The sequence below is a fragment of the Furfurilactobacillus curtus genome, assembly GCF_045862785.1.
Taxonomy (GTDB): domain Bacteria; phylum Bacillota; class Bacilli; order Lactobacillales; family Lactobacillaceae; genus Furfurilactobacillus; species Furfurilactobacillus curtus.
Genome location: NZ_BQXO01000001.1, coordinates 459,195 through 479,636, shown reverse-complemented (window position 1 = coordinate 479,636; position 20,442 = coordinate 459,195). Strand labels below are relative to the sequence as shown.

Below are 20,442 nucleotides of genomic sequence, written 5' to 3'. Positions count from 1 at the left end.
TTTGCAAAAGAGTGACTGGCTTAGCCGGGCGCTCTTTTTTCTTGCACTTCATTCCAGCTTCGGTACAATTAACCATAAATAGAAACTAATAAACTGAAACGAATTGATCTTGATTAGTTAGTGTAACCATTTTCCTAATAGCGGTATTGTGAGCTGCGATGGATTCGGTTTAGAAGAAGGGGGCTTTGAATGAAACCAAGTGTGGTTCTATATGGAACAGGGCAGTTTAACCAAACATTTTTAACGAGTGCGTTAACACTTGACTTGCCAATGACAGTAAGTGTCTTATCCTCGACCCAAGAGCCTGAACAAGTCTATGAAGATGTACAAACAGCTGCAAGCGGTTGTGCGAACGCACAGGTGCATCTTGGTATAATGACGGATTTTGTAACCGCTGACGCCTTAATTATTGGAGACTTGGTTGATTTACCACGCTCAGCTAGTGCCGAAGAACGTTTAACGGCGACACTGCCACGGTTACGAGAACTTATCCAGGCAGCCATGGCAGAAGGATTTAAGGGGAAGATCATTGTTGCTAGTCCAGATGATGGTGTGTTGACCTATTTTGCCCAGAAGTTCTCTGGGGTCGGTGCCAATCAATGCTTGGGAGTGGGTACATTGGCGCATAGTTGCGTCTTGGCCAACACGTTAGCGCGGACATTCAATGTACCAACGGATAGCGTCCATGCCTATGTTGTGGGCGTGGGTCAAGAACATGTGGTGGCTTGGAGTCGGTCGACGATTGGACCAGTTCCCATTCTTTCACTGATGGCTAACGATGCTGTAGAATTCAATGCAAACCAACTAGGCGAGATTGAGCAGCGACTGAACCAAGCCATTATTTCGGCGAATGATGGTTTGCGGTCCCAAGCTGTGCTTCGAATCCTACGAGCGTTATTCTTTGATCGACCAATGGTGGGTTCGGTGACCAATCTATTAACGACCGTTGTTGATCGTATCGTACCGTTAAGTACGCCGATTCGGTTGACGGCCATGGGTGCATCTAAAATTGTGGATGTTTCGTATACTGAAATTGAACAACGCCAATTAGATGAAATCACCACGACAATTTCGGCGCAGATAACAACCATCGAAAATGGGGATTTCGAACCAGAAACGGATGAAAATGATGAACATTGAGTTACCTTTAGATGACACTTGGACCAGTCAAGAAATTATTGATGTGACGATGTTTTATGATTTAATCTTGACCGCAAATGAGCAAGGCGTCGATCGACAACGGTTGCTGAGCGCTTATCAAGTCTTTCAAATGATTGTCCCGACAAAAGGGCAACAGAAGCAATTGGACCGACAACTTCAGCGCCAGACTGGGGTCAGTCTGTATCGTACGATGCAAGCGGCCATGGCGAGTCAACGAAAACATTTCAAGTTTTCTGACTAAACGAAAGCTAGATAAATGAAGGTACTATAGGAAGGATCAAAATGGATCAGTCAACATTTCAACAGTGGGACGCACAGGTCACTCAATGGATTGACGAAGCCCGTGAGAATATTTTGGCCCACTTCGATGAACCATTATCGATAGAAGAAAAGTCGGGGCGCCGCGATCTTGTAACGCAGGTTGACAAAGAAAATGAGCAACGGTTGGTGGCCCATATTCGACAAGCCGACCCTGACGCCCAGATTCTTGGGGAAGAAGGTCTTGGGGATCATGTCACCGAGACCGATGGCCGGTTATGGATCTTGGACCCGTTGGATGGCACCATGAATTTCATTAAACAGCGGGATGATTTTGCCATTATGATGTCACTATATATCGATGGTATCGGCCAAGCAGCTTGGCTGTACGACGTAATGGGTGACCGCCTTTTTCACGGGGCGAAAGGTATCGGCGTCTGGTTGAATGATCGATTGATGGCGCCACCGGCGAATTTGCCACTCAGTGAAGGGCTAGCGAGTTTATCTGGACCACTTGTTCGCCATGATGTGGATCATATGCAAGCTATTGGCGCGGCCAGTTTAGGTATGCGAATTATTGGTAGTGCCGGGATTGCGTTTACCAAAGTGCTGCGAGGACAGCAGGTGTGTTACATTTCCTATCTACGTCCATGGGATTTCGCAACGGGGAAAATCTTGGCCGAAGAGTTGGGGCTGGTCGTGACGACAGTTGACGGTCAAACGCCGTCTGTGCTATCATATAGCGTTGTAGTAGTAGCTACGAAGCAAGCGCAACAGGACATTATTGCGATGCAGGCATAAGTGTCGGACTGTGACATGAATGGTCACAGTTTTTTTACGCCTAATAATGCCGCCAAAGTTACCACATGAATATTGATTTTGAAACGAAGGGAAGTTACACTTTGAAAACTAGAGATGATATCCGTAATATCGCCATCATTGCCCACGTCGACCATGGTAAGACAACGTTGGTTAATGAAATGCTAAAGCAATCTGACACACTTGATGGCCACACTGAGATTGCTGATCGGGCGATGGATACAAACGCAATTGAACAGGAACGTGGGATTACGATCCTGTCAAAGAACACCGCTGTTAAATATGGCGACAAGCAGATCAACATTTTGGATACCCCAGGGCACGCGGACTTCGGTGGTGAAGTTGAGCGGGTTATGAAAATGGTTGATGGCGTCTTACTGGTTGTTGATGCCTATGAAGGGACGATGCCACAAACTCGATTTGTGCTTAAAAAGGCCTTAGAACAACACTTGACGCCAATCGTAGTCATTAACAAGGTTGACCGTGAGGGTGCTCGTCCTGAAGAAGTTGTTGATGAAGTGCTCGATTTGTTCATTGAATTAGGGGCAGATGAAGATCAACTTGAATTCCCAGTTGTCTATGCGTCAGCGATGAATGGAACTTCATCTTATGATTCTGATTTAAGCACCCAAGATCATACCATGAAGCCGATTTTTGATACTATTTTAAAGACGATTCCAGCACCAATTGATAACGAAGATGAACCATTACAATTCCAAGTGGCCTTACTTGATTACAATGATTTCGTAGGCCGGATTGGGATCGGCCGGATTTTCCGTGGCAAGATCAAGGTCGGCGACAGCGTTACAGTTATGAAATTGGACGGTACGGCGCAGAATTTCCGGGTGACGAAGCTTTATGGGTTCTTAGGCTTGCAACGAGTTGAAGTCAATGAAGCTAAAGCTGGTGACTTAATCGCCGTTTCCGGGATGGAAGAAATCAATGTTGGTGAAACAGTGACACCGCAAGATCATCAAGAAGCATTGCCAGTTTTACGGATTGATGAACCAACTTTGCAGATGTTATTCCGGACTAATGATTCACCGTTAGCTGGTCAAGAAGGTAAGTTTGTGACTACGCGTCAATTAGAGACTCGGCTGAAGCAAGAATTGCATACTGATGTGTCTTTGCGGGTTGAAGACACTGATGAACCAGATGCATGGATGGTTTCTGGGCGTGGTGAACTTCATTTATCTATCTTGATTGAAACGTTACGGCGTGAAGGTTATGAATTGCAGGCTTCTCGTCCAGAAGTTATTTATCGTGAAATCGATGGGACGATGGAAGAACCATTTGAAGCGGTGCAAATTGACACACCAGAAGAATATGCTGGTTCCATCATTGATACCTTGTCACAACGCAAGGGCGAAATGAAGAACATGGAGAATACAGGTAACGGGCAAACTCGGTTAGAATTTTTGGCACCATCACGTGGGCTAATCGGATACTCAACTGAATTCTTATCGATGACTCGTGGCTACGGAATTATGAACCACACGTTTGAAAAGTACATGCCGGTCATCAAGAACTGGAACCCAGGTCGTCGTAATGGGACTTTGGTATCAATTACCCAAGGTAAGGCGACGACTTACGCAATGATGGGTGTTGAAGATCGTGGACAATTGTTCATTGATCCAGGTACAACCGTCTATGAAGGGATGATCGTCGGCCAAAATAGTCGTGAAAATGACATTTCGGTCAATGTTACTAAGGGGAAGAACATGACTAACGTGCGTTCTTCTAACAAAGACATGACGGCCACTATCAAGACGCCAACCCATCTGACACTTGAAGAATCCTTGGAATTCTTAAACGAAGATGAATATTGTGAGATTACACCTGAGCACGTTCGTTTACGTAAGCAGATTTTAGAAACCAGCGCCCGTGAAAAGGCAGCTAAACGTCGTAAGGCAGCCGCTCGTGACTAATCAAATTCATTAACATTTTATAAAACAGCTCCACCTTGGTGAATCACAGACAAGGTGGAGCTGTTTTATAATGCAAAATGCCGTTTAATAGGAGACAAGCGACAGTTACTAATGATAAGGTAAACGTAAAAAAATGTGAGTGTTGAAGCGAATTCAAGGAACGGGTTAACGTTATGCTATAATGTGGGAAGAATTTTTTGTGAGGGATTGGCACGTGAAAAAGTTAAAGCTCGTTGATTATTATATCTTGATTCCTTATCTGGTACTCAGCTTTTTTGGCATCGTTATGGTGTACTCTTCTAGTGCAAATGTGGCCTTGAGCACCGGAACAACCGCCGGGGCTTATTTAATTAAACAAACTGCCTATGTCATTGTTGGTTTGGTGCTGGCATTTGGCTTTTATTATCTAAAGTTATCAGTGCTTCGCTCGGGCCGGATTGTAGAATATATGACTTTTGGCATTTTCTTTCTGGTGGTTACTGTTTTAATTGTTGGGTCTCGAGTGAATGGTGCCAAGGGTTGGATTAACCTGGGACCGATCAATATTCAACCAGAAGAATTTTTGAAATTGTTTATCGTGCTATTTTTGGCTCATTACATGGATTCACATCAGCAAGCGCTATCCGAGCGGTTTTGGACGACGATGTGGCAACCATTGCTAATGTTATTGGTCTTAATGTTATTGATTTTCATTCAGCCGGATACCGGCGGTTTCGTGATTGATGGCTTTATTGTTTTAATCATGATTCTAGCTAGTGGTAATCGCCGTGGTTTACCAATGACAATCGTTGGAGGGTTGTTTTTACTGTATGTGGGCATGCTGGTTACTTTATCGCACATCGATGTCACCCATTCTTTTTTAGCACACTCATATCAGTTGCAACGGTTTGTGGCATTTGCCGATCCGTTTGGAACAGTGAAGACTGTGGGACGGCAGTTGGTTAATTCTTATTACGCAATTAGCAACGGCGGATTATTCGGCGTTGGCTTGGGCAACAGTATTCAAAAAATGGGCTACTTGCCGGAACCAAATACAGATTTTATTCTTGCGGTTACCAGTGAGGAATTAGGCGTTGTGACGGTACTTGGTGTCCTATTTTTTCTAGGAATGCTAGCATTTCGAGCAGTTCGACTGGGTAATCGTGCCACTACAATGTATGAAAGCTTAGTGTGTTACGGTATTGCCGCCTTATTAACTGTTCAGTCGCTCTTTAACGTGGGTGGAGTTATTGGTGCACTGCCAATTACCGGAGTGACCTTACCATTCGTTAGCTATGGTGGTTCATCGATGCTGGTTTTGGCCAGTTGTATGGGTATTTTAATGAATATTTCAGCACGAGAGAAACGTGAGCGACAAGCGGTGTTAAACGTTAAATTAGCCGCCAATTAATTACAGAAGGAGGGATTAGCGATGAGTGAAACAGATTCACATACAAATAAGGGTCAATCGAGTAATCGCGGGACGCATGGTTCTTCCATGGGCGACAACAACAGCGACCAAGAGCGGCCTAAACGTCGGCCTCGACGCCGACGCCGACGTCCCCAAGGTCAACAGACAGCTGCGGCCACTGATTCGAAGCAAGCAACCGGTAATTCGACCACAAAGAAAGCACAAACAACTGATCGTGCAAAAAAACCTCGGCGACGGCGATCGAATCGTCGAAAACCGACTGAAGACAGCAACAAGTCAAAGCAGGTCGCAGCAAAAAGCCAGACAGCTTTGTCGATCAAAAAGGGCACTGAGACAGTTACACCTAGTCAGCAGACAACGCCGAATGTATCTTCTTCACACGCCGATATCAACGCAGGCGCAAAGATCGCAAGTCAAATCCGTGACGATTTAGCCTTAGCCTTTGTTGGTCATGATCCGCAGCCATTACAACCAGTGGCGCGGCAAGCGGTATTTGTGTTTATTAGAAATTTGCGTCAAGTTCGGCAACTGAAAAGGTTTGGCGATATCGACTACGTTTCTAAGAAGATGCACTATGTTGTGATTTACATGGATCAAGCGCGAATTGAAAGTCAGCGGCAAGCATTAAATAAATTAAACTTTGTTAAGCGAGTGGTCGTCAGTGAACGACCGACTGTGGATCCATTTGTAGGTCAGGGTGTGAATGCCAATTTTGTCACCCACACAAAAGGCGACGGTGGCGCAGATGCACTGTCTGTGACTGATAGCGGGGAGGCTTAGCAATGCGCGTGGTTGCTGGAGAATTTGGCGGTCGGCCCCTAAATGCCGTTCCGGGCACTTTGACTCGACCGACAACTGACAAAGTTAAAGAAGCAATGTTTAGCATGATCGGACCGTATTTTAATGGCGGACGAGGATTAGATCTGTTTGCTGGCTCGGGCGGATTAGGGATCGAAGCGGTATCACGAGGAATGAGTGAGGTAGTGCTTGTTGATCACCAATACCAAGCGATTAAGACGATCAGAGCAAATGTGGCCGTGACAAAAGCACCAGACCGTTTTCAAATTATTAAAGCGGATGCAGAGGCAATCTTGCCCAAGCTGGCCGCCATGCAGGCACCCTTTGATTTGGTCTTGCTAGATCCACCTTATGCGAAACAAAAGATTGTAGCTGAATTAAGCCGAATGGCGCAACTAGATTTATTGACTGATGGTGCTATCGTGGTTGCTGAAACGGACCAACAGGCTGATCTGCCTGATCAATTTGGTGGATTTACTCAAACTCACCACAAAGATTACGGAATTACCGACGTTATGGTTTACCGATATGTTAAAGCCACGGGGGAAGAAGCATAATGACTGAACGAATTGCAGTTTTTCCGGGAAGTTTCGATCCATTAACGAATGGTCATTTAGATATTATTCAGCGTGCCAGTCAGATGTTTGATCGTTTGATCGTAGCGGTGGCGACGAATACGGGCAAGAAACCGTTATTTTCACAGGCAGAAAGGGAAACCATGATTACAGAGACTGTAACGGATTTAAGCAACGTCTCGGTCATGGCGATTTCTGGATTAACGATCGACTTTTTGCATGAGCACAACGCGCATTTTATCGTTCGTGGATTACGTAATGAACAAGATTTTAATTTTGAACGCGACATTGCTAATATGAATCATATGATGGCGACTGATATTGAATCGGTGTTTTTATTGGCCAAACCAGAAAATGCGCAAATTTCTTCAAGCATTTTGAAGGAAATTGTTCATTTTAATGGTGATGTCTCAGGTTTCGTTCCCGCGGTGGTCTGGAAACAGCTGCAGATTAAGCTTGGTTCGGAGCAATAACGAATTCATTGATGAAAGACAGCCATGGCGGTGGAAATCGCCAGACGATGAGGAATAAGAATGAAGAAGAGACGTTGGGGTTGGTGGCTAGGCGGATTAGCCGGGCTAATCATTTTGCTTCTGCTACGTTTTGCGCCATTAAATAGCTATATTGAAACGCCGGGGACAGCGGACAATCTACGTAATTTTGTTACGATGCCAACGCGACCTGATCATCAAAAGGGTGATTTTATGATCACCTCGGTTTATTTGCAGCGGGCGACGCCATTGAGTTGGGTGTGGGCTCACTTTGACCCTCATGCAAGCATTGATTCGGCCGCTGATGTGACTGGTGGACAGAGTGGCACAACGTATAATAAGGTTCAGCAATTTTATATGCAGAGTGCCATTAACGAAGCGATTGCGACTGCTTATCAAACAGCCCATTCACAATATACGAAGAAGTATTTGGGCATCTATGTTTTAAATGTCACCAAAAATTCTCACTTTAACGGAGAAATTAAAGTCGGCGATACAATTACCAAAATTGATGGTGTTCACTATAATTCGGCAGCTGGGTATCAAAAGGCCTTAGCAAAACGGAAGCTTACTGACCGAGTTAACGTGACCTATGAACATAATGGCAAAACAAAAACGGCTAAGGGGGCACTCATTCGTCTGCCAGATGGACGTTCAGGCATTGGGATTACTTTAACGGACAACGTTAAAGTTACGACCAAAATCCCGGTTATGGTTAACCCAGGTGAAATTGGGGGCCCGTCTGGCGGATTGATGTTCAGCCTTCAGATTTATCAGCAGCTGACTAATGAGAATTTACGTCATGGTCAAAAGATTGCTGGAACAGGAACGATTGGTCCGGACGGTTCGGTCGGCGAGATTGGTGGAATCGATAAGAAAATCGTTGCAGCGAATAAAGCTGGTGCAAAGATTTTCTTCGCCCCGTACGTCAAACCAACTAAGGAACTCTTAAAATATGAACCGGATCATATGACGAATTATCAATTAGCTAAGAAAACGGCTAAAAAGTATGCACCAAAGATGAAAGTGGTTCCGGTTAGTTCCTTTAAACAGGCCGTTAGGTATTTGCAAACTCACCATTAATCGTTCAAGAAGTTGCCTGATTTATGAAGGCGGCTTCTTTTTTTGTCAGTTGATCAACAAAAAATGAAACAATGAGAATTTTTGACCGTCGTTTACGTATGTATAACTATCAACATTAGGAAGGTGAGATGAAGCAATGGATTGGATCGGAGCAGTACGCGAAGCGCGGCAGGAACACCGTAAGTGGCTACTGAGCGGTCTGTCGGTGTTGTTAATTGCCAGTATTATCGGGACTTTGGTCGTCACCAGAATGATGTCCAATAGTGGACATCGTGAAAGTGGCAGTCTATCAATGTCTAGGACAGCTGCAACGTCCTCGGTGCTGGAAACAGCCACCTCGTCGCCAATGACGACAGGCGGCTCATCAAAGGTCAGTACTAATGCATCGAAGTTGATGACAGTTGAAGTTAAAGGTGCAGTTAATCATCCCGGCGTCTATCAACTTTCGCGCAAACTACATGTTGTCAATGCGATTAATCGAGCCGGAGGTCTACGAAATGACGCGGAGAGTCGTGAATTAAATCAAGCCTTACAACTTCGCGATCAAATGGTTATTTATGTGCCAGGGAAAGGTGAACAGGTACCAGCTGAACTGAAGTTGCCTGCTATTGGCCAGACTAATGCAGATCATGTTGCTGATAGCGATGTCGAGTCAGGCCAAGAGCGCAGTGAACAAGCAAGTGAAGGCAGTGGGGGCACCATTCCGCTTAATAATGCGACCAAACAACAGCTCACCAGCCTCACTGGTGTCGGCGATAAAAAAGCTCAAAAAATTATTGATTATCGAACGGCGCATGGTGGTTTTAAAACATTAGATGAATTAAAGCAGGTTCCGGGTTTTGGTGATAAGACTTTGCAGAATCTAAAACCACATTTACGCTTGTCGTAGTTCAAGGGATAGATTAGGCTAAATATCATAACTTAGTGGAGGTAAATCAGATGACAACCAAACGAGTTCCGTGGGATCAATATTTCATGATGCAGGCGGTATTATTAGCTAGTCGCAGTACTTGTCAACGATTGTCCGTTGGCGCTGTATTGGTTCGTGACAAGCGTGTGATTGCTGGTGGGTACAACGGATCAGTATCTGGTGACGATCATTGTACCGATGTCGGTGATTATCTAGTGGATGGACACTGTTTACGGACGATTCATGCGGAAATGAATGCCATTTTACAGTGTGCAAAGTTTGGAATTGCAACGGCAGGTGCCGAAATTTATGTCACTGATTTTCCTTGTTTACAGTGTACCAAGATGCTATTACAAGCCGGGGTGACCGCGATTCATTTTTTGCGTAATTATCATAACGATCCCTATGCGATGCATCTAGTTGAACTTAAACATGTCACGGTCAGCCAAATTGAAATTCCGGCGGATCAGCTGGCTGAGTTTCATTTGTCCGACTTCTTAAGTTCGGCGGCCACCCCCGATGAACAGCAGTGACCAAGACCTTGCCGCTTGTTTTCGTAGCGCTAATGATTGCCTTAATGAGTGGTGTGATTTTGGCACAGAGTTGGTGGTGCGGATTAGGTCTCTGTCTATTAATTATTCGTTGTGGCTTTTTAGGACAAGCTGGTTGGCGTTTAGGTCAATGTTTAATCATTCTTTCATTAAGCGGGCTGTGGTTTAGCTGGGTTCATGAGCAACGTCAGCAGCGCCATTGGCCTACTGAGCACTCACGGACGATTTCACTAATTGTTCAGCCGGATCAAGTCCGCCTGGATGGTGATGGATTAACGTTGGTCGGTCGAGCATCAGATGGGCAGACCATTCGTGCTTTCTGTAAGATTGAAACCTCAACTCAGGCACAATCTTTAAAACGCTTACCACTGCCGATGCTGTGGCGAATTGACGGGGTGAATCTAGTCTCGGAAGGTCCGCGCAATCGTAATCAATTTGATCAACGTCCGCTGTTGGCAGCGCGGGGCATTGATAATCAATTTCGCGGCCAGTATTGGCAGGCCACCACAATTCAACTAGCTTGGTGGGAAAGAGTGATCAGCTGGCCTCACGAGATTCGTCAGCGATTTCGACTGGCGCTAAAACAACTGCCACCAACATTACGCGAATATGCCAGTGATCTCTTGATTGGCGAAACTTCGACCAACTTTTATGAACATCAACCGGGGATTAAGCAGTTAGGATTAGTGCACTTATTTAGTATCTCGGGCATGCATGTCGTGTACTTGTTAGGCTTAGTTCGACTAATCCTCACCCTGGGTGGTTTGACGCGTGAAAAAAGTCAGCTTTTATTGGCCATCAGTTTGCCAGTCTATGGGATTATTGCCGGTGGCTCTAGCACATTAGTTCGAGCAATTCTGATTGGCGAGCTGACGTTATTATTGCCATTCATTCAACGTTTGTTTCCCAGTGCAAACTTAACTCGTTTAGATGCTTGGTCACTTTCGTTAATTGGTGGTTTAGTCATTCAGCCGTTTGTGCTCCAAACACTTGGTGGCCAGCTTAGTTATTTGATGGCTTTTACGTTGCTGTATGTCCAACATGCTCATCCAGTTCGACAGACCATTTTGCTTAATTTGACGTGTTTACCTTTATTATTGCATCAACTGTTTCAAATTCATTTATTAAGTACGCCGGTTAACTTACTTCTAGTTCCCATTTTTGGATGGACGATTTTTCCGATGGTGATTTTGGGAACAATTTTAAGCCCGCTTGTGCCTTGGTTTGGACAGGGCTGTGACTGGTTGCTAACTATTTTTAGCCAGGCGGTTAATTACCTAGGCGAGTTGCCGGGGATGATCGTTTTTGGCCGATTGCCGACTGGCTGGCTCTGGGCTTGTCTACTTGTTAGTTTATTATTAGTGGATGCACAAACTAAATTACGTCGTGAGCGTTTAGTTATCGGATTGGTTGTCTTGTACTCAGCCGCATTCCTAATGTTGCATTGTCCTTTTGACGGAGAGGTGTCTTTTTTAGACGTTGGTCAAGGAGATAGCATTTTGTTGCGTTCGCCTTTTAATCGACACATTTCATTAATCGATACTGGTGGTCGGGTCGGTTTTTTGAAACCAACATGGGCCAGGCGCGAGACAACAACGACCAATGTTGAACAAATCACCGTCAATTATTTACATAGTCGTGGTGTTTCAAGGATTGATGAGGTGAATTGTAGTCACCAAGACGCTGATCATATTGGCGATGTCGGACGTTTACTTCAATTGATGCCAGTCCGACGATTAACGATTCCAGCCGGAATGACCACTTCGAGGGGATTTCAGCGTAAAGTCGCGCCGTACTTAAAACAGACTCAAGTGGTTGAGTTGACGACGCAATCACAGCTCACAGCATTTCCATTTACAATTTATCATCCGTTTGTTCCTGGACCTGGAGGCAATGAAGATTCTGTTGTGCTTGGGGCTACGCGAAATCATCAACGTTTTTTATTCATGGGCGATCTGGATCGTCACGGTGAGTTGAGCATTTTGCACCAATTTCCCGACATTCAGACAGATGTGTTAAAGTTAGGACACCACGGTAGCGATACTGCCAGTGATCCCAAATTTATTCATCGATTGCGGCCAAAACTGGCGATTATTTCTGCAGGATTGAATAATCGTTATGGTCATCCCAAAGCGAGCACTTTGGCTACCTTGCGTGATGAAAGAATTGCTAGTGTAAATACGGCCGACGTCGGTGAGATTAGTTATGATTATCAATTTTGGGGTGCAAGTCAGTGGCATACGATGTTGCCGTTGCGTGAGCCGAGCGCAGGGTCCCCTAAACAAACGACATAATATTTTTGACTTAATTTTTTTATTGAGGAGATAGGTATGAATGTGAAGGAGCTGCTCCAACAACTTAGTGCTGGTCAAATTGCACCGCTTTATTTGATCACCGGTACCGAGGCCTATTTATTAAATCAAATTCAAAACGCATTTTTAAGGTTGATTCCTGACGAGCAGGTTCAAATGAATGTCGGTCGTTACGATATGGACCAAACACCAGTTGCTGTCGCCTTAGACGATGCGATGTCATTACCTTTTTTTGGCGAGCATCGACTGGTAATGATTAATAAACCATTGTTTTTGACGGGTGATACACATAAGGCTAAAGTCGATCACGATTTGGATGCGTTACTCAATTATATTCATCATCCTGAACCAACCACTATTTTTGTCGTATTGGCCCCTTACGAAAAACTGGATGGCCGCAAAAAGCTTGTTAAACAACTAAAGAAGCAAGCGGTTAATGTTTCTGTTGCACCATTGTCTGAAGCACAAGGGCGTCAATTAGTGACTGAGGCGGCCAATCGTGAAGGGTTTACGTTTGCTGACCAAGCATTGGATCTACTGGTGCAACGAACGAATGCAGATTTATCTTTGATGATGGCTAACCTGACAAAATTAGAATTATACGGGGTTGCTGACCATGAAATTACCACTGATGCGGTGCTAGGGCTGGTGCCACAATCATTAGCAGATAACGTTTTTGAGTTAGTGACAGCAGTGCTGAATCGTCAAGTCGGTCAGGCGGTGAGTCAATATCACGAACTGCTGTTGAACGGTGAAGAACCATTACGAATAAATGCTGTCTTAGTCAGTCAATTTCGTTTATTACTTCAAGCAAAAGTTCTCAGCGGTCGTGGTTTAAGCCAAGGGGCGATTTCATCGACTTTAAAGGTCCATCCATATCGAGTTAAATTAGCTTTACAAAGCAATCGTCGTTTTTCTCAACGGGATTTGAGCCGGGCTTTTCTAGGATTGATCAATGTGGAGACACAATTGAAACAGACAAGTCAAGATCCAGAGCTCTTATTTAACCTCTTCATGTTAGCATTTACGAACCAGGCTGCCTAAGTGCTGATTTATTTCCTTATTGCATTGGTAGTATCGGTCTTGTATAATGGTGTCTGTTGAAATTTGTTTGATTTGAATCAAACGCTATGGAGGTGAACTTAATGCCAGTTACTAAATCAGCCATTGCACGTGTCAAGACGAACGAAATCGCAAACGCACGTCGCGCTGCTCAATTGAGCGAAGAACGGACTGCAATTCGGCGCTTCGAAAAAGCCGTTACTGCAGGCGCCGACAACGTAGAAGACTTGTACCGTGCTGCTAGCGCAGCAATTGACCGCGCCTTCTCAAAGGGTTTGATCAAAAAGAATAAGGCTTCTCGTGACAAGTCACGTTTATCCGCTCGTTTAGCTAAGTAAATTTTAAGGCCATCGCCAATTTGGAGATGGTTTTTTCTTTTGTTGATGACTTGCAGCAGAAAGCTTGCGTTTTAGCGGTCGGACCAGTAAAATAGTTGAAGTGCTTAGCACGACCCTCACTTGGTATTTCGCCACCACTTGGCGAGTACTCGGTCTGCGGTGACAAATAGGAAAGGTGGATTTTATCCATGGCAATTACACAAGCAGAAAAGAACCAAATTATTTCAGAATACGCACGTCACGATGGCGACACGGGTTCTGCTGAGGTTCAAATCGCAGTTTTAACGGCGGACATCAACCAATTGAATGCGCACTTACAAGTGCACATCCACGACTACCATTCACAACGTGGTTTGTTGAAAAAAATTGGTCACCGTCGTAACTTACTGCGCTACCTGCGTAACACGGATGTTGAACGTTATCGGACGTTAATCCAAAAATTGGGCCTACGTCGGTAATCAGTTCGTTACCGAAGTGTGTGAGAAGTGCCATCCAGAATTTCTGGGTGGTGCTTTTTTTGCACTTGTTGCCATTTATTGCTTAATGAGAAAGAGTATTGGCGAATCGAATGAGCTTGATTTGGACAGCTGCCTGCATGTCACTGAGTTTTGAAACTGAAATTCAAATAGACACATGACTTAAGCAGCAAAATGACCGTGAAGTTCATACCAGTCGGCGGCAAGCGATCCAGTAAGATACTAAGTGTCTAAAGGCAAAGGCTGACGCCATCGTTTTGAGTGACCCGCATTGGTTTTTGAACGTGTTTATGCTAAGCTGACTGTAGAAAATTTCCCGAACAAAGAAGTACGATCATTTTTGTGGAGTTGCTGCTCCTTTAATAACGTTAACCAGTTTGCGACGTTAAGCTGCCCGCGTACTGAGCTATTATGCCCACTATTGACGGACCGATAAGAAAAATTGACTGACCTGTTCGTCTATTTATTAATTTAATTATTTTGAGGTGACTAATTTGAGTGATCAGATTCGGATAATTCCGTTTGGCGGGGTTCGCGAAAACGGAAAAAACATGTATGCCCTTGAGGTTAATGAGGACATTTTTATTTTAGATTGTGGGCTAAAGTACCCGGAAAATGAATTGTTGGGGATTGATGTTGTGATTCCTGACTGGAACTATTTGCGAGAACACGCTGATCAAATTGTTGGGGTGTTCTTAACGCATGGTCATGCAGACGCAATTGGGGCGTTGCCATATTTTGTCAGTGAATTTGATGTGCCAGTATTTGGTTCGAAGCTGACGATTGAATTGGCTAAGATTAATGTTGAAGGAGATCCTAAGGCAAAAAAATTCAACGATTTTCATGTTGTGGATGCTGATACTGAAATCGATTTTGGCGTTGAAACGGTTTCTTTCTTCAAGACGACACATACAATTCCTGAGTCTTTGGGTATTGCTGTGAAAACGCCACTTGGACAAGTCGTTTACACAGGGGATTTCAAGTTCGATCAAACGGCTGCGCCTTTTTATCAGACTGATTTAGCACGCTTAGGTGAAATCGGTAAGGCGGGCGTAGTCGCGTTAGTGAGCGATTCTGCTGGAGCTGAGCAGTATGGTTCACCAGCAACCGAGAAGCAAATTGGCGACTTTGTTCAAGATCAGTTTGCAGGGCATGAAGGCCGTATTATTGTTGCCAGCGTCGCATCCAATATTCTGCGAATTCAACAAATTTTCAATGCCGCTGCTGCTACAGCTCGCCGAGTCGTTTTAATGGGACATGATCTTGAAAAAATTGTGCGAACAGCGATGCGCTTGAACAAACTTGAGCTACCAGTTGAAGATTTACTCGTGACACCTAAGGAAATGAAGCAGCTGTCTCCAGAAGAGACGGTGATCTTAGCCACTGGGCGAATGGGTGAACCTATCAAAGCATTGCAACGGATGGCGACCGGAGAAGACCGCTATATAAGAATTAGCGAGGGCGACTTGGTCCTCATCACTACGACACCGTCACATGCTATGGAAACCAATGTGGCTAAAACGCGAGACTTGATTTTTCGAACAGGCGCCCATGTTGAGGCTATCGCAGATAGTTTGCGATCGTCAGGTCATGGGGCTCCTAGTGATTTGCAATTAATGCTGAACTTCATGCATCCAGACTACTTTATTCCAATTCAAGGGGAATACCGGGTCTTGAATCGACATGCTCAGTTAGCGAAAGAAACAGGGATTCCAGCAGATCACATCTTTATTACCCAGCGGGGTGACTCATTAATTTACGATGGGGATGTGCCAATGCACCTTGCTGAAAGCATCGAAGTTGGTAACACGATGATTGATGGTATTGGCGTGGGGGATATCGGAAACATCGTGTTGCGAGATCGGAAAATTTTGTCAGAAGATGGTATTTTTATTGCAGTGGTTACCATTGATCGCAAAAAAAAGAAGATTATTGCGCAGCCTAAAATCACATCACGTGGTTTTGTCTATGTAAAGGCGAGTCGAGATCTAATGCATGAAGCTAGTGAGCTCGTGACAAAGGCAGTACAGAATAATCTGGATAATAAAGAATTTGATTGGGGACATTTGAAACAAGATGTTCGTGAGCAATTGGGCCGTTATTTGTTTGACCAAACAAAACGACACCCAGTTATCTTGCCAGTGATCATGGAAGTTAATCAACATGCGCACCGGCCACGAGGCAAGCGTTCAGATAAGCAAGCGACTGAATAGGAGTTTAATAATTATGTCGGAAGACGCATTGACTAGTCGCCAACGCGAAGTTCTCACCAAGGCTAAAAGTGCCTTTCATGGTGAAGATTACGCGCAGGCGGCTTCTTTGCTGGAAGATTTATACCTGGAAGTTCAAACAAGCAATCTTAATCATTTACTGGTCGAAGCGTTATACATGCACAAGGAATATTCTCGTGCCCGTACGTATGCGGATGATTTTTTAAACAGTTATTTGACCAATGCGACGGACATTCGTTTTCTCTTAACGTTGCTTCTGCGTGTTCATGAATTTGTCTTGGCTCATGAAATTGTGGCTGGCATTAATGATACGACGCTTAAGCGAACCGGCACCGATATGATTGCGGGAGCAGAGGCAGAAGCTCGACAAACTACGGCTGCCACAATCAAAACGATCAGTAAACAGTTTTATCATATGAGCGATCTTTCCCCAGTGCAGCAACAAGCACGATTTCAAGCAGCCTTAAAACTACCGCTGCAAGAATTTGAAACCGGAGCAAAATTTCTCTTACTTGATCCGTATCTGCATCCACTCTTTGTCGCAAGTATTTTAGAAGTGTTGCAGCGGGTTAAAGAGCCTACACCGGTGAAGTTTCGGTGGATAGACGAACAGCAGTATGAGGTAATTCCTGTCCAATTGACGCCCCTACAAGAGGAACCGGTCTATCAACAGACACAAGCCACGTTGCGTCAACAATTATCTGAGCAAGACCCTGTTGCTGAAACGTTGCTGAGCCAAGAACTTCGCTTGCAATTAACGCTTACGTATCCGTTTGTTGGGCGGGTAGTCAGTGATCAGGACGCATGGGTACGTGCGCTAATTGCCACCTATCGAGGTGACCACCTGGTGGCTAATTCGGCCGTACAACGATGGCAAAAACGATTAGATACATTAGTGAATCAGTTGGCGGCTAATGAAGACGAAAATTAATTACTTATTTTGGTTTAGAACAATCACTTGGAAAATTTTCAAGACTTTGTATTTACAAACAATGAGGCAGTATATATAATGTTTAAGGATTCTTGGGCTGAAACGGTGAAAAGTCAGTGTTTTCACTTTGTTCTCAACCGAGGATGTAGTATACTATTTTATAAAGATTCGTCAGGGCGGACCTGACATTCTTCTATCACACACTGGAGGTTTTCATTTTGGCTAAAGAACATTATGAAAGAACTAAGCCCCATGTTAACATTGGTACTATTGGCCACGTTGACCATGGGAAGACAACTTTAACTGCTGCTATTACTAAGGTTTTGGCAGAAAAGGGTTTGGCTAAGGAACAAGACTACGCTTCTATCGATGCTGCCCCTGAAGAACGTGAACGTGGGATTACGATCAACACGGCGCACGTTGAATACGAAACAGAAAAGCGTCACTACGCACATATTGATGCGCCAGGACACGCGGACTACGTTAAGAACATGATCACTGGTGCCGCTCAAATGGATGGTGCGATTTTGGTTGTTGCCGCTACTGACGGCCCAATGCCACAAACGCGTGAACACATCTTATTGGCTCGCCAAGTTGGTGTTAACTACATCGTTGTTTTCTTAAACAAGACTGATTTAGTTGACGATGACGAACTGGTTGACCTAGTTGAAATGGAAGTTCGTGAATTACTTTCCGAATACGATTTCCCTGGTGACGATGTTCCTGTTATCCGTGGATCTGCTTTGAAGGCTTTGGAAGGCGACCCAGAACAAGAAAAGGTTATCTTACACTTGATGGACGTTGTTGATGAATACATCCCAACTCCAGATCGTGACATGGACAAGCCTTTCTTGATGCCTGTTGAAGATGTCTTCACGATCACTGGTCGTGGGACCGTTGCTTCTGGTCGTATTGACCGTGGGACGATTAAGGTCGGCGATGAAGTTGAAATCGTTGGATTACGTGACGACGTTTTGAAGACCACAGTTACTGGTCTTGAAATGTTCCGTAAGACACTTGACTTAGGTGAAGCCGGCGATAACGTTGGTGCTTTGCTTCGTGGGATTGACCGTGAACAAGTTGTCCGTGGACAAGTGCTTGCCGCACCTGGTTCAATCCAGACGCACAAGAAGTTCAAGGGTGAAGTCTACATCCTGACAAAAGATGAAGGTGGTCGTCACACACCATTCTTCTCAAACTACCGTCCTCAATTTTACTTCCACACCACTGATATCACTGGTGTTATCGAATTGCCTGATGGTGTTGAAATGGTTATGCCTGGTGATAACGTTACGTTCACTGTTGAACTGATCGAACCAGCTGCCATTGAAAAAGGTACTAAGTTCACTGTTCGTGAAGGTGGACACACGGTTGGTGCCGGTGTTGTTTCTGAAATCGACGACTAATTTTAGTTCGTTTAATTCTGAAACAAACAAAAAGCTCAGCGTTTGCTGGGCTTTTTTTGTATCACAAAAAGAAAGATACGCCGATTTATCGCTGCATTGGTTTACAAGCAAGCACCTGTAAGTTACACTATTAAGCGTATGCAATTTAACAGAAGTCTTGAATGTATGACTTCAATTGGAGGAATTTTTACATGGTCGCTAAAGCAGAATTTGCTAAAAAAGAAGGCAACCAAGGCGAATTGACGTTCTCAATCGCTAATGACCAAATCCAAAAGGGATTGGATCAAGCCTTCGCTAAAACTCGTCAACAACTAAACGTTCCTGGTTTTCGTAAGGGCAAAGTTCCTCGCGCTATCTTCAACCAAATGTATGGTGAAGAATCATTGTACAACGACGCGTTGAACATCATTTTACCGGACGCTTACTCTAAGGCTGTCGAAGAAGCTGGCATTACACCGGTGGACCAACCTCAAATTGACGTTAAAAGTATGGAGAAGGGTAAAGACTGGGTCTTAAAGGCTGATGTCACAGTCGCTCCTGAAATTAAGTTAGGTGAATACAAAGGTGTGACGGTTCCTAAGCAAAGCACTACTGTAACTGCTAAACAAGTCAATGAAGAATTAGACAAAATGCGTGAACAACAGGCTGAGTTAGTCTTAAAAGAAGACAAGCCAGCTGAAAATGGCGACACGGTTGTAATCGATTTTGATGGTTCTGTTGATGGCGACCATTTTGATGGTGGTAAAGCAGAAAATTACAGTCTTGAATTAGGTTCTAACTCCTTTATTCCTGGTTTTGAAGATCAATTAGTTGGACATAAAGCTGATGAAGATATTCAGGTCAAAGTCACGTTCCCTAAAGATTACCAAGCTGAGAATTTAGCTGGTAAAGATGCTATTTTTGACGTCAAGATTCATGAAGTTAAGACGAAGGAACTGCCTGAATTAGACGATGAATTTGCCAAGGATGTTGACGAAGATGTGGATAGTTTAGACGAATTAAAAGCTAAAACCAAGGATCGCTTGAAGGAAGAAAAGAAGCAGTCTGCTCACGATGCTGTTGAAGATGCAGCAATCAATGCCGCTGTTGATAACGCCGAGGTTATCGGTGGTAAAATTCCTGATGCCATGATGGATGAAGATATTCATCGTCAGATGGACCAGTATCTTGCCCAAATGGCACAACAAGGTATTAACCCGGAAACTTACTACAAGATCACTGGAACCACCGAGGAAGATTTGCATAAGCAATTCGCACCAGATGCTGAACGACGGGTTAAGACGAACTTAGTCTTGGAAGCCATCGTTGACGCTGAAAAGCTTGCAGCAACTGATGCCGATGTTGATGCCGAGGTTAAGGAACTGGCTGGTCAATATGGTATGGAAGAAGATGCTGTACGTTCTGCATTGACATCCGATATGTTGAAACACGACATTGCCATTAAAAAAGCCGTTGACTTAATTGCTGACAATGCTAAGCAAGAAAGCAAAAAGTCAGAATCAAAGAGTGATAAAGACTAAGTCGTTGCTTTTTAAAGAGTGATTGTGTTAAAAATGAGTGGCCAATTTTGGTTGCTCATTTTTTAATGATGACAATTGAACATCATCGGCAGTTGCGCCAAATCTAATCTTTGGTGTTTGGACTGTGCGTGGATAAAGCAGGACGTTAGCTGTCTGACGCAGAATCTGCTATGATGTTGAT

Annotated in this window: 19 protein-coding genes; all 19 read left to right on the top strand. The window is 44.3% G+C overall.

Features of this window, described 5'->3' with window-relative positions:
• The first annotated feature begins 189 nt into the window (after positions 1-189).
• The 19 genes from ACKTR2_RS02490 to tig all read left to right on the top strand — a co-directional run bounded on the left by ACKTR2_RS02490 (position 190) and on the right by tig (position 20,261).
• Positions 190-1,140, top strand: a complete 951-nt coding sequence (locus tag ACKTR2_RS02490) for a Rossmann-fold NAD(P)-binding domain-containing protein (RefSeq protein ID WP_407882447.1) — start codon at positions 190-192, stop codon at positions 1,138-1,140.
• Complete coding sequence (locus ACKTR2_RS02485) at positions 1,127-1,402, top strand: UPF0223 family protein (protein ID WP_407882446.1); 276 nt, start codon at positions 1,127-1,129, stop codon at positions 1,400-1,402. The genes ACKTR2_RS02490 and ACKTR2_RS02485 overlap by 14 nt, the downstream gene beginning before the upstream one ends.
• A 41-nt stretch (positions 1,403-1,443) precedes the next feature.
• On the top strand, positions 1,444-2,220 hold the full coding sequence (locus tag ACKTR2_RS02480; protein ID WP_407882445.1) for an inositol monophosphatase family protein: 777 nt from the start codon (positions 1,444-1,446) through the stop codon (positions 2,218-2,220).
• Positions 2,221-2,321: 101 nt separating this feature from the next.
• The gene (typA, locus tag ACKTR2_RS02475) at positions 2,322-4,166 is read left to right on the top strand and encodes a translational GTPase TypA (protein WP_407882444.1); all 1,845 of its coding nucleotides are present in this window, start codon (positions 2,322-2,324) and stop codon (positions 4,164-4,166) included.
• A 214-nt stretch (positions 4,167-4,380) separates the two neighbouring features.
• Entirely contained in the window at positions 4,381-5,556 is a 1,176-nt protein-coding gene (locus tag ACKTR2_RS02470) for an FtsW/RodA/SpoVE family cell cycle protein (RefSeq protein WP_407882443.1), read from the top strand.
• A 21-nt stretch (positions 5,557-5,577) separates the two neighbouring features.
• On the top strand, positions 5,578-6,357 hold the full coding sequence (locus ACKTR2_RS02465; protein ID WP_407882442.1) for a YlbG family protein: 780 nt from the start codon (positions 5,578-5,580) through the stop codon (positions 6,355-6,357).
• Positions 6,358-6,359: 2 nt separating this feature from the next.
• Positions 6,360-6,932, top strand: a complete 573-nt coding sequence (rsmD, locus tag ACKTR2_RS02460; protein ID WP_407882441.1) for a 16S rRNA (guanine(966)-N(2))-methyltransferase RsmD — start codon at positions 6,360-6,362, stop codon at positions 6,930-6,932.
• Positions 6,932-7,423 (top strand): pantetheine-phosphate adenylyltransferase, encoded by a 492-nt coding sequence (gene coaD / locus ACKTR2_RS02455; protein WP_407882440.1) that lies wholly within the window; start codon positions 6,932-6,934, stop codon positions 7,421-7,423. The genes rsmD and coaD overlap by 1 nt, the downstream gene beginning before the upstream one ends.
• 60 nt (positions 7,424-7,483) lie before the next feature.
• Complete coding sequence (locus ACKTR2_RS02450; RefSeq protein WP_407882439.1) at positions 7,484-8,524, top strand: SepM family pheromone-processing serine protease; 1,041 nt, start codon at positions 7,484-7,486, stop codon at positions 8,522-8,524.
• Positions 8,525-8,660: 136 nt separating this feature from the next.
• A complete protein-coding gene (locus ACKTR2_RS02445) occupies positions 8,661-9,413 on the top strand; it encodes a helix-hairpin-helix domain-containing protein (RefSeq protein ID WP_407882438.1) in 753 nt (250 codons plus the stop codon).
• A 50-nt stretch (positions 9,414-9,463) separates the two neighbouring features.
• Positions 9,464-9,967, top strand: a complete 504-nt coding sequence (locus ACKTR2_RS02440) for a ComE operon protein 2 (RefSeq protein WP_407882437.1) — start codon at positions 9,464-9,466, stop codon at positions 9,965-9,967.
• On the top strand, positions 9,964-12,279 hold the full coding sequence (locus ACKTR2_RS02435; RefSeq protein WP_407882436.1) for a DNA internalization-related competence protein ComEC/Rec2: 2,316 nt from the start codon (positions 9,964-9,966) through the stop codon (positions 12,277-12,279). Before ACKTR2_RS02440 ends, ACKTR2_RS02435 begins: the two co-directional genes overlap by 4 nt.
• A gap of 36 nt (positions 12,280-12,315) precedes the next feature.
• Positions 12,316-13,341: a DNA polymerase III subunit delta gene (gene holA / locus ACKTR2_RS02430; protein WP_407882435.1), complete on the top strand. Its 1,026-nt coding sequence runs from the start codon at positions 12,316-12,318 to the stop codon at positions 13,339-13,341.
• Between the two features lie 101 nt (positions 13,342-13,442).
• Complete coding sequence (rpsT, locus tag ACKTR2_RS02425) at positions 13,443-13,697, top strand: 30S ribosomal protein S20 (RefSeq protein WP_407882434.1); 255 nt, start codon at positions 13,443-13,445, stop codon at positions 13,695-13,697.
• Between the two features lie 188 nt (positions 13,698-13,885).
• Positions 13,886-14,155: a 30S ribosomal protein S15 gene (gene rpsO / locus ACKTR2_RS02420; RefSeq protein WP_407882433.1), complete on the top strand. Its 270-nt coding sequence runs from the start codon at positions 13,886-13,888 to the stop codon at positions 14,153-14,155.
• Positions 14,156-14,667: 512 nt separating this feature from the next.
• Positions 14,668-16,386, top strand: coding sequence for a ribonuclease J (locus ACKTR2_RS02415; protein ID WP_407882432.1), 1,719 nt, complete (start codon positions 14,668-14,670; stop codon positions 16,384-16,386).
• A 13-nt stretch (positions 16,387-16,399) separates the two neighbouring features.
• Entirely contained in the window at positions 16,400-17,335 is a 936-nt protein-coding gene (locus tag ACKTR2_RS02410) for a hypothetical protein (protein ID WP_407882431.1), read from the top strand.
• Between the two features lie 215 nt (positions 17,336-17,550).
• Entirely contained in the window at positions 17,551-18,741 is a 1,191-nt protein-coding gene (tuf, locus tag ACKTR2_RS02405) for an elongation factor Tu (RefSeq protein ID WP_407882578.1), read from the top strand.
• Between the two features lie 191 nt (positions 18,742-18,932).
• A complete protein-coding gene (gene tig, locus ACKTR2_RS02400) occupies positions 18,933-20,261 on the top strand; it encodes a trigger factor (protein ID WP_407882430.1) in 1,329 nt (442 codons plus the stop codon).
• Positions 20,262-20,442: the final 181 nt, after the last annotated feature.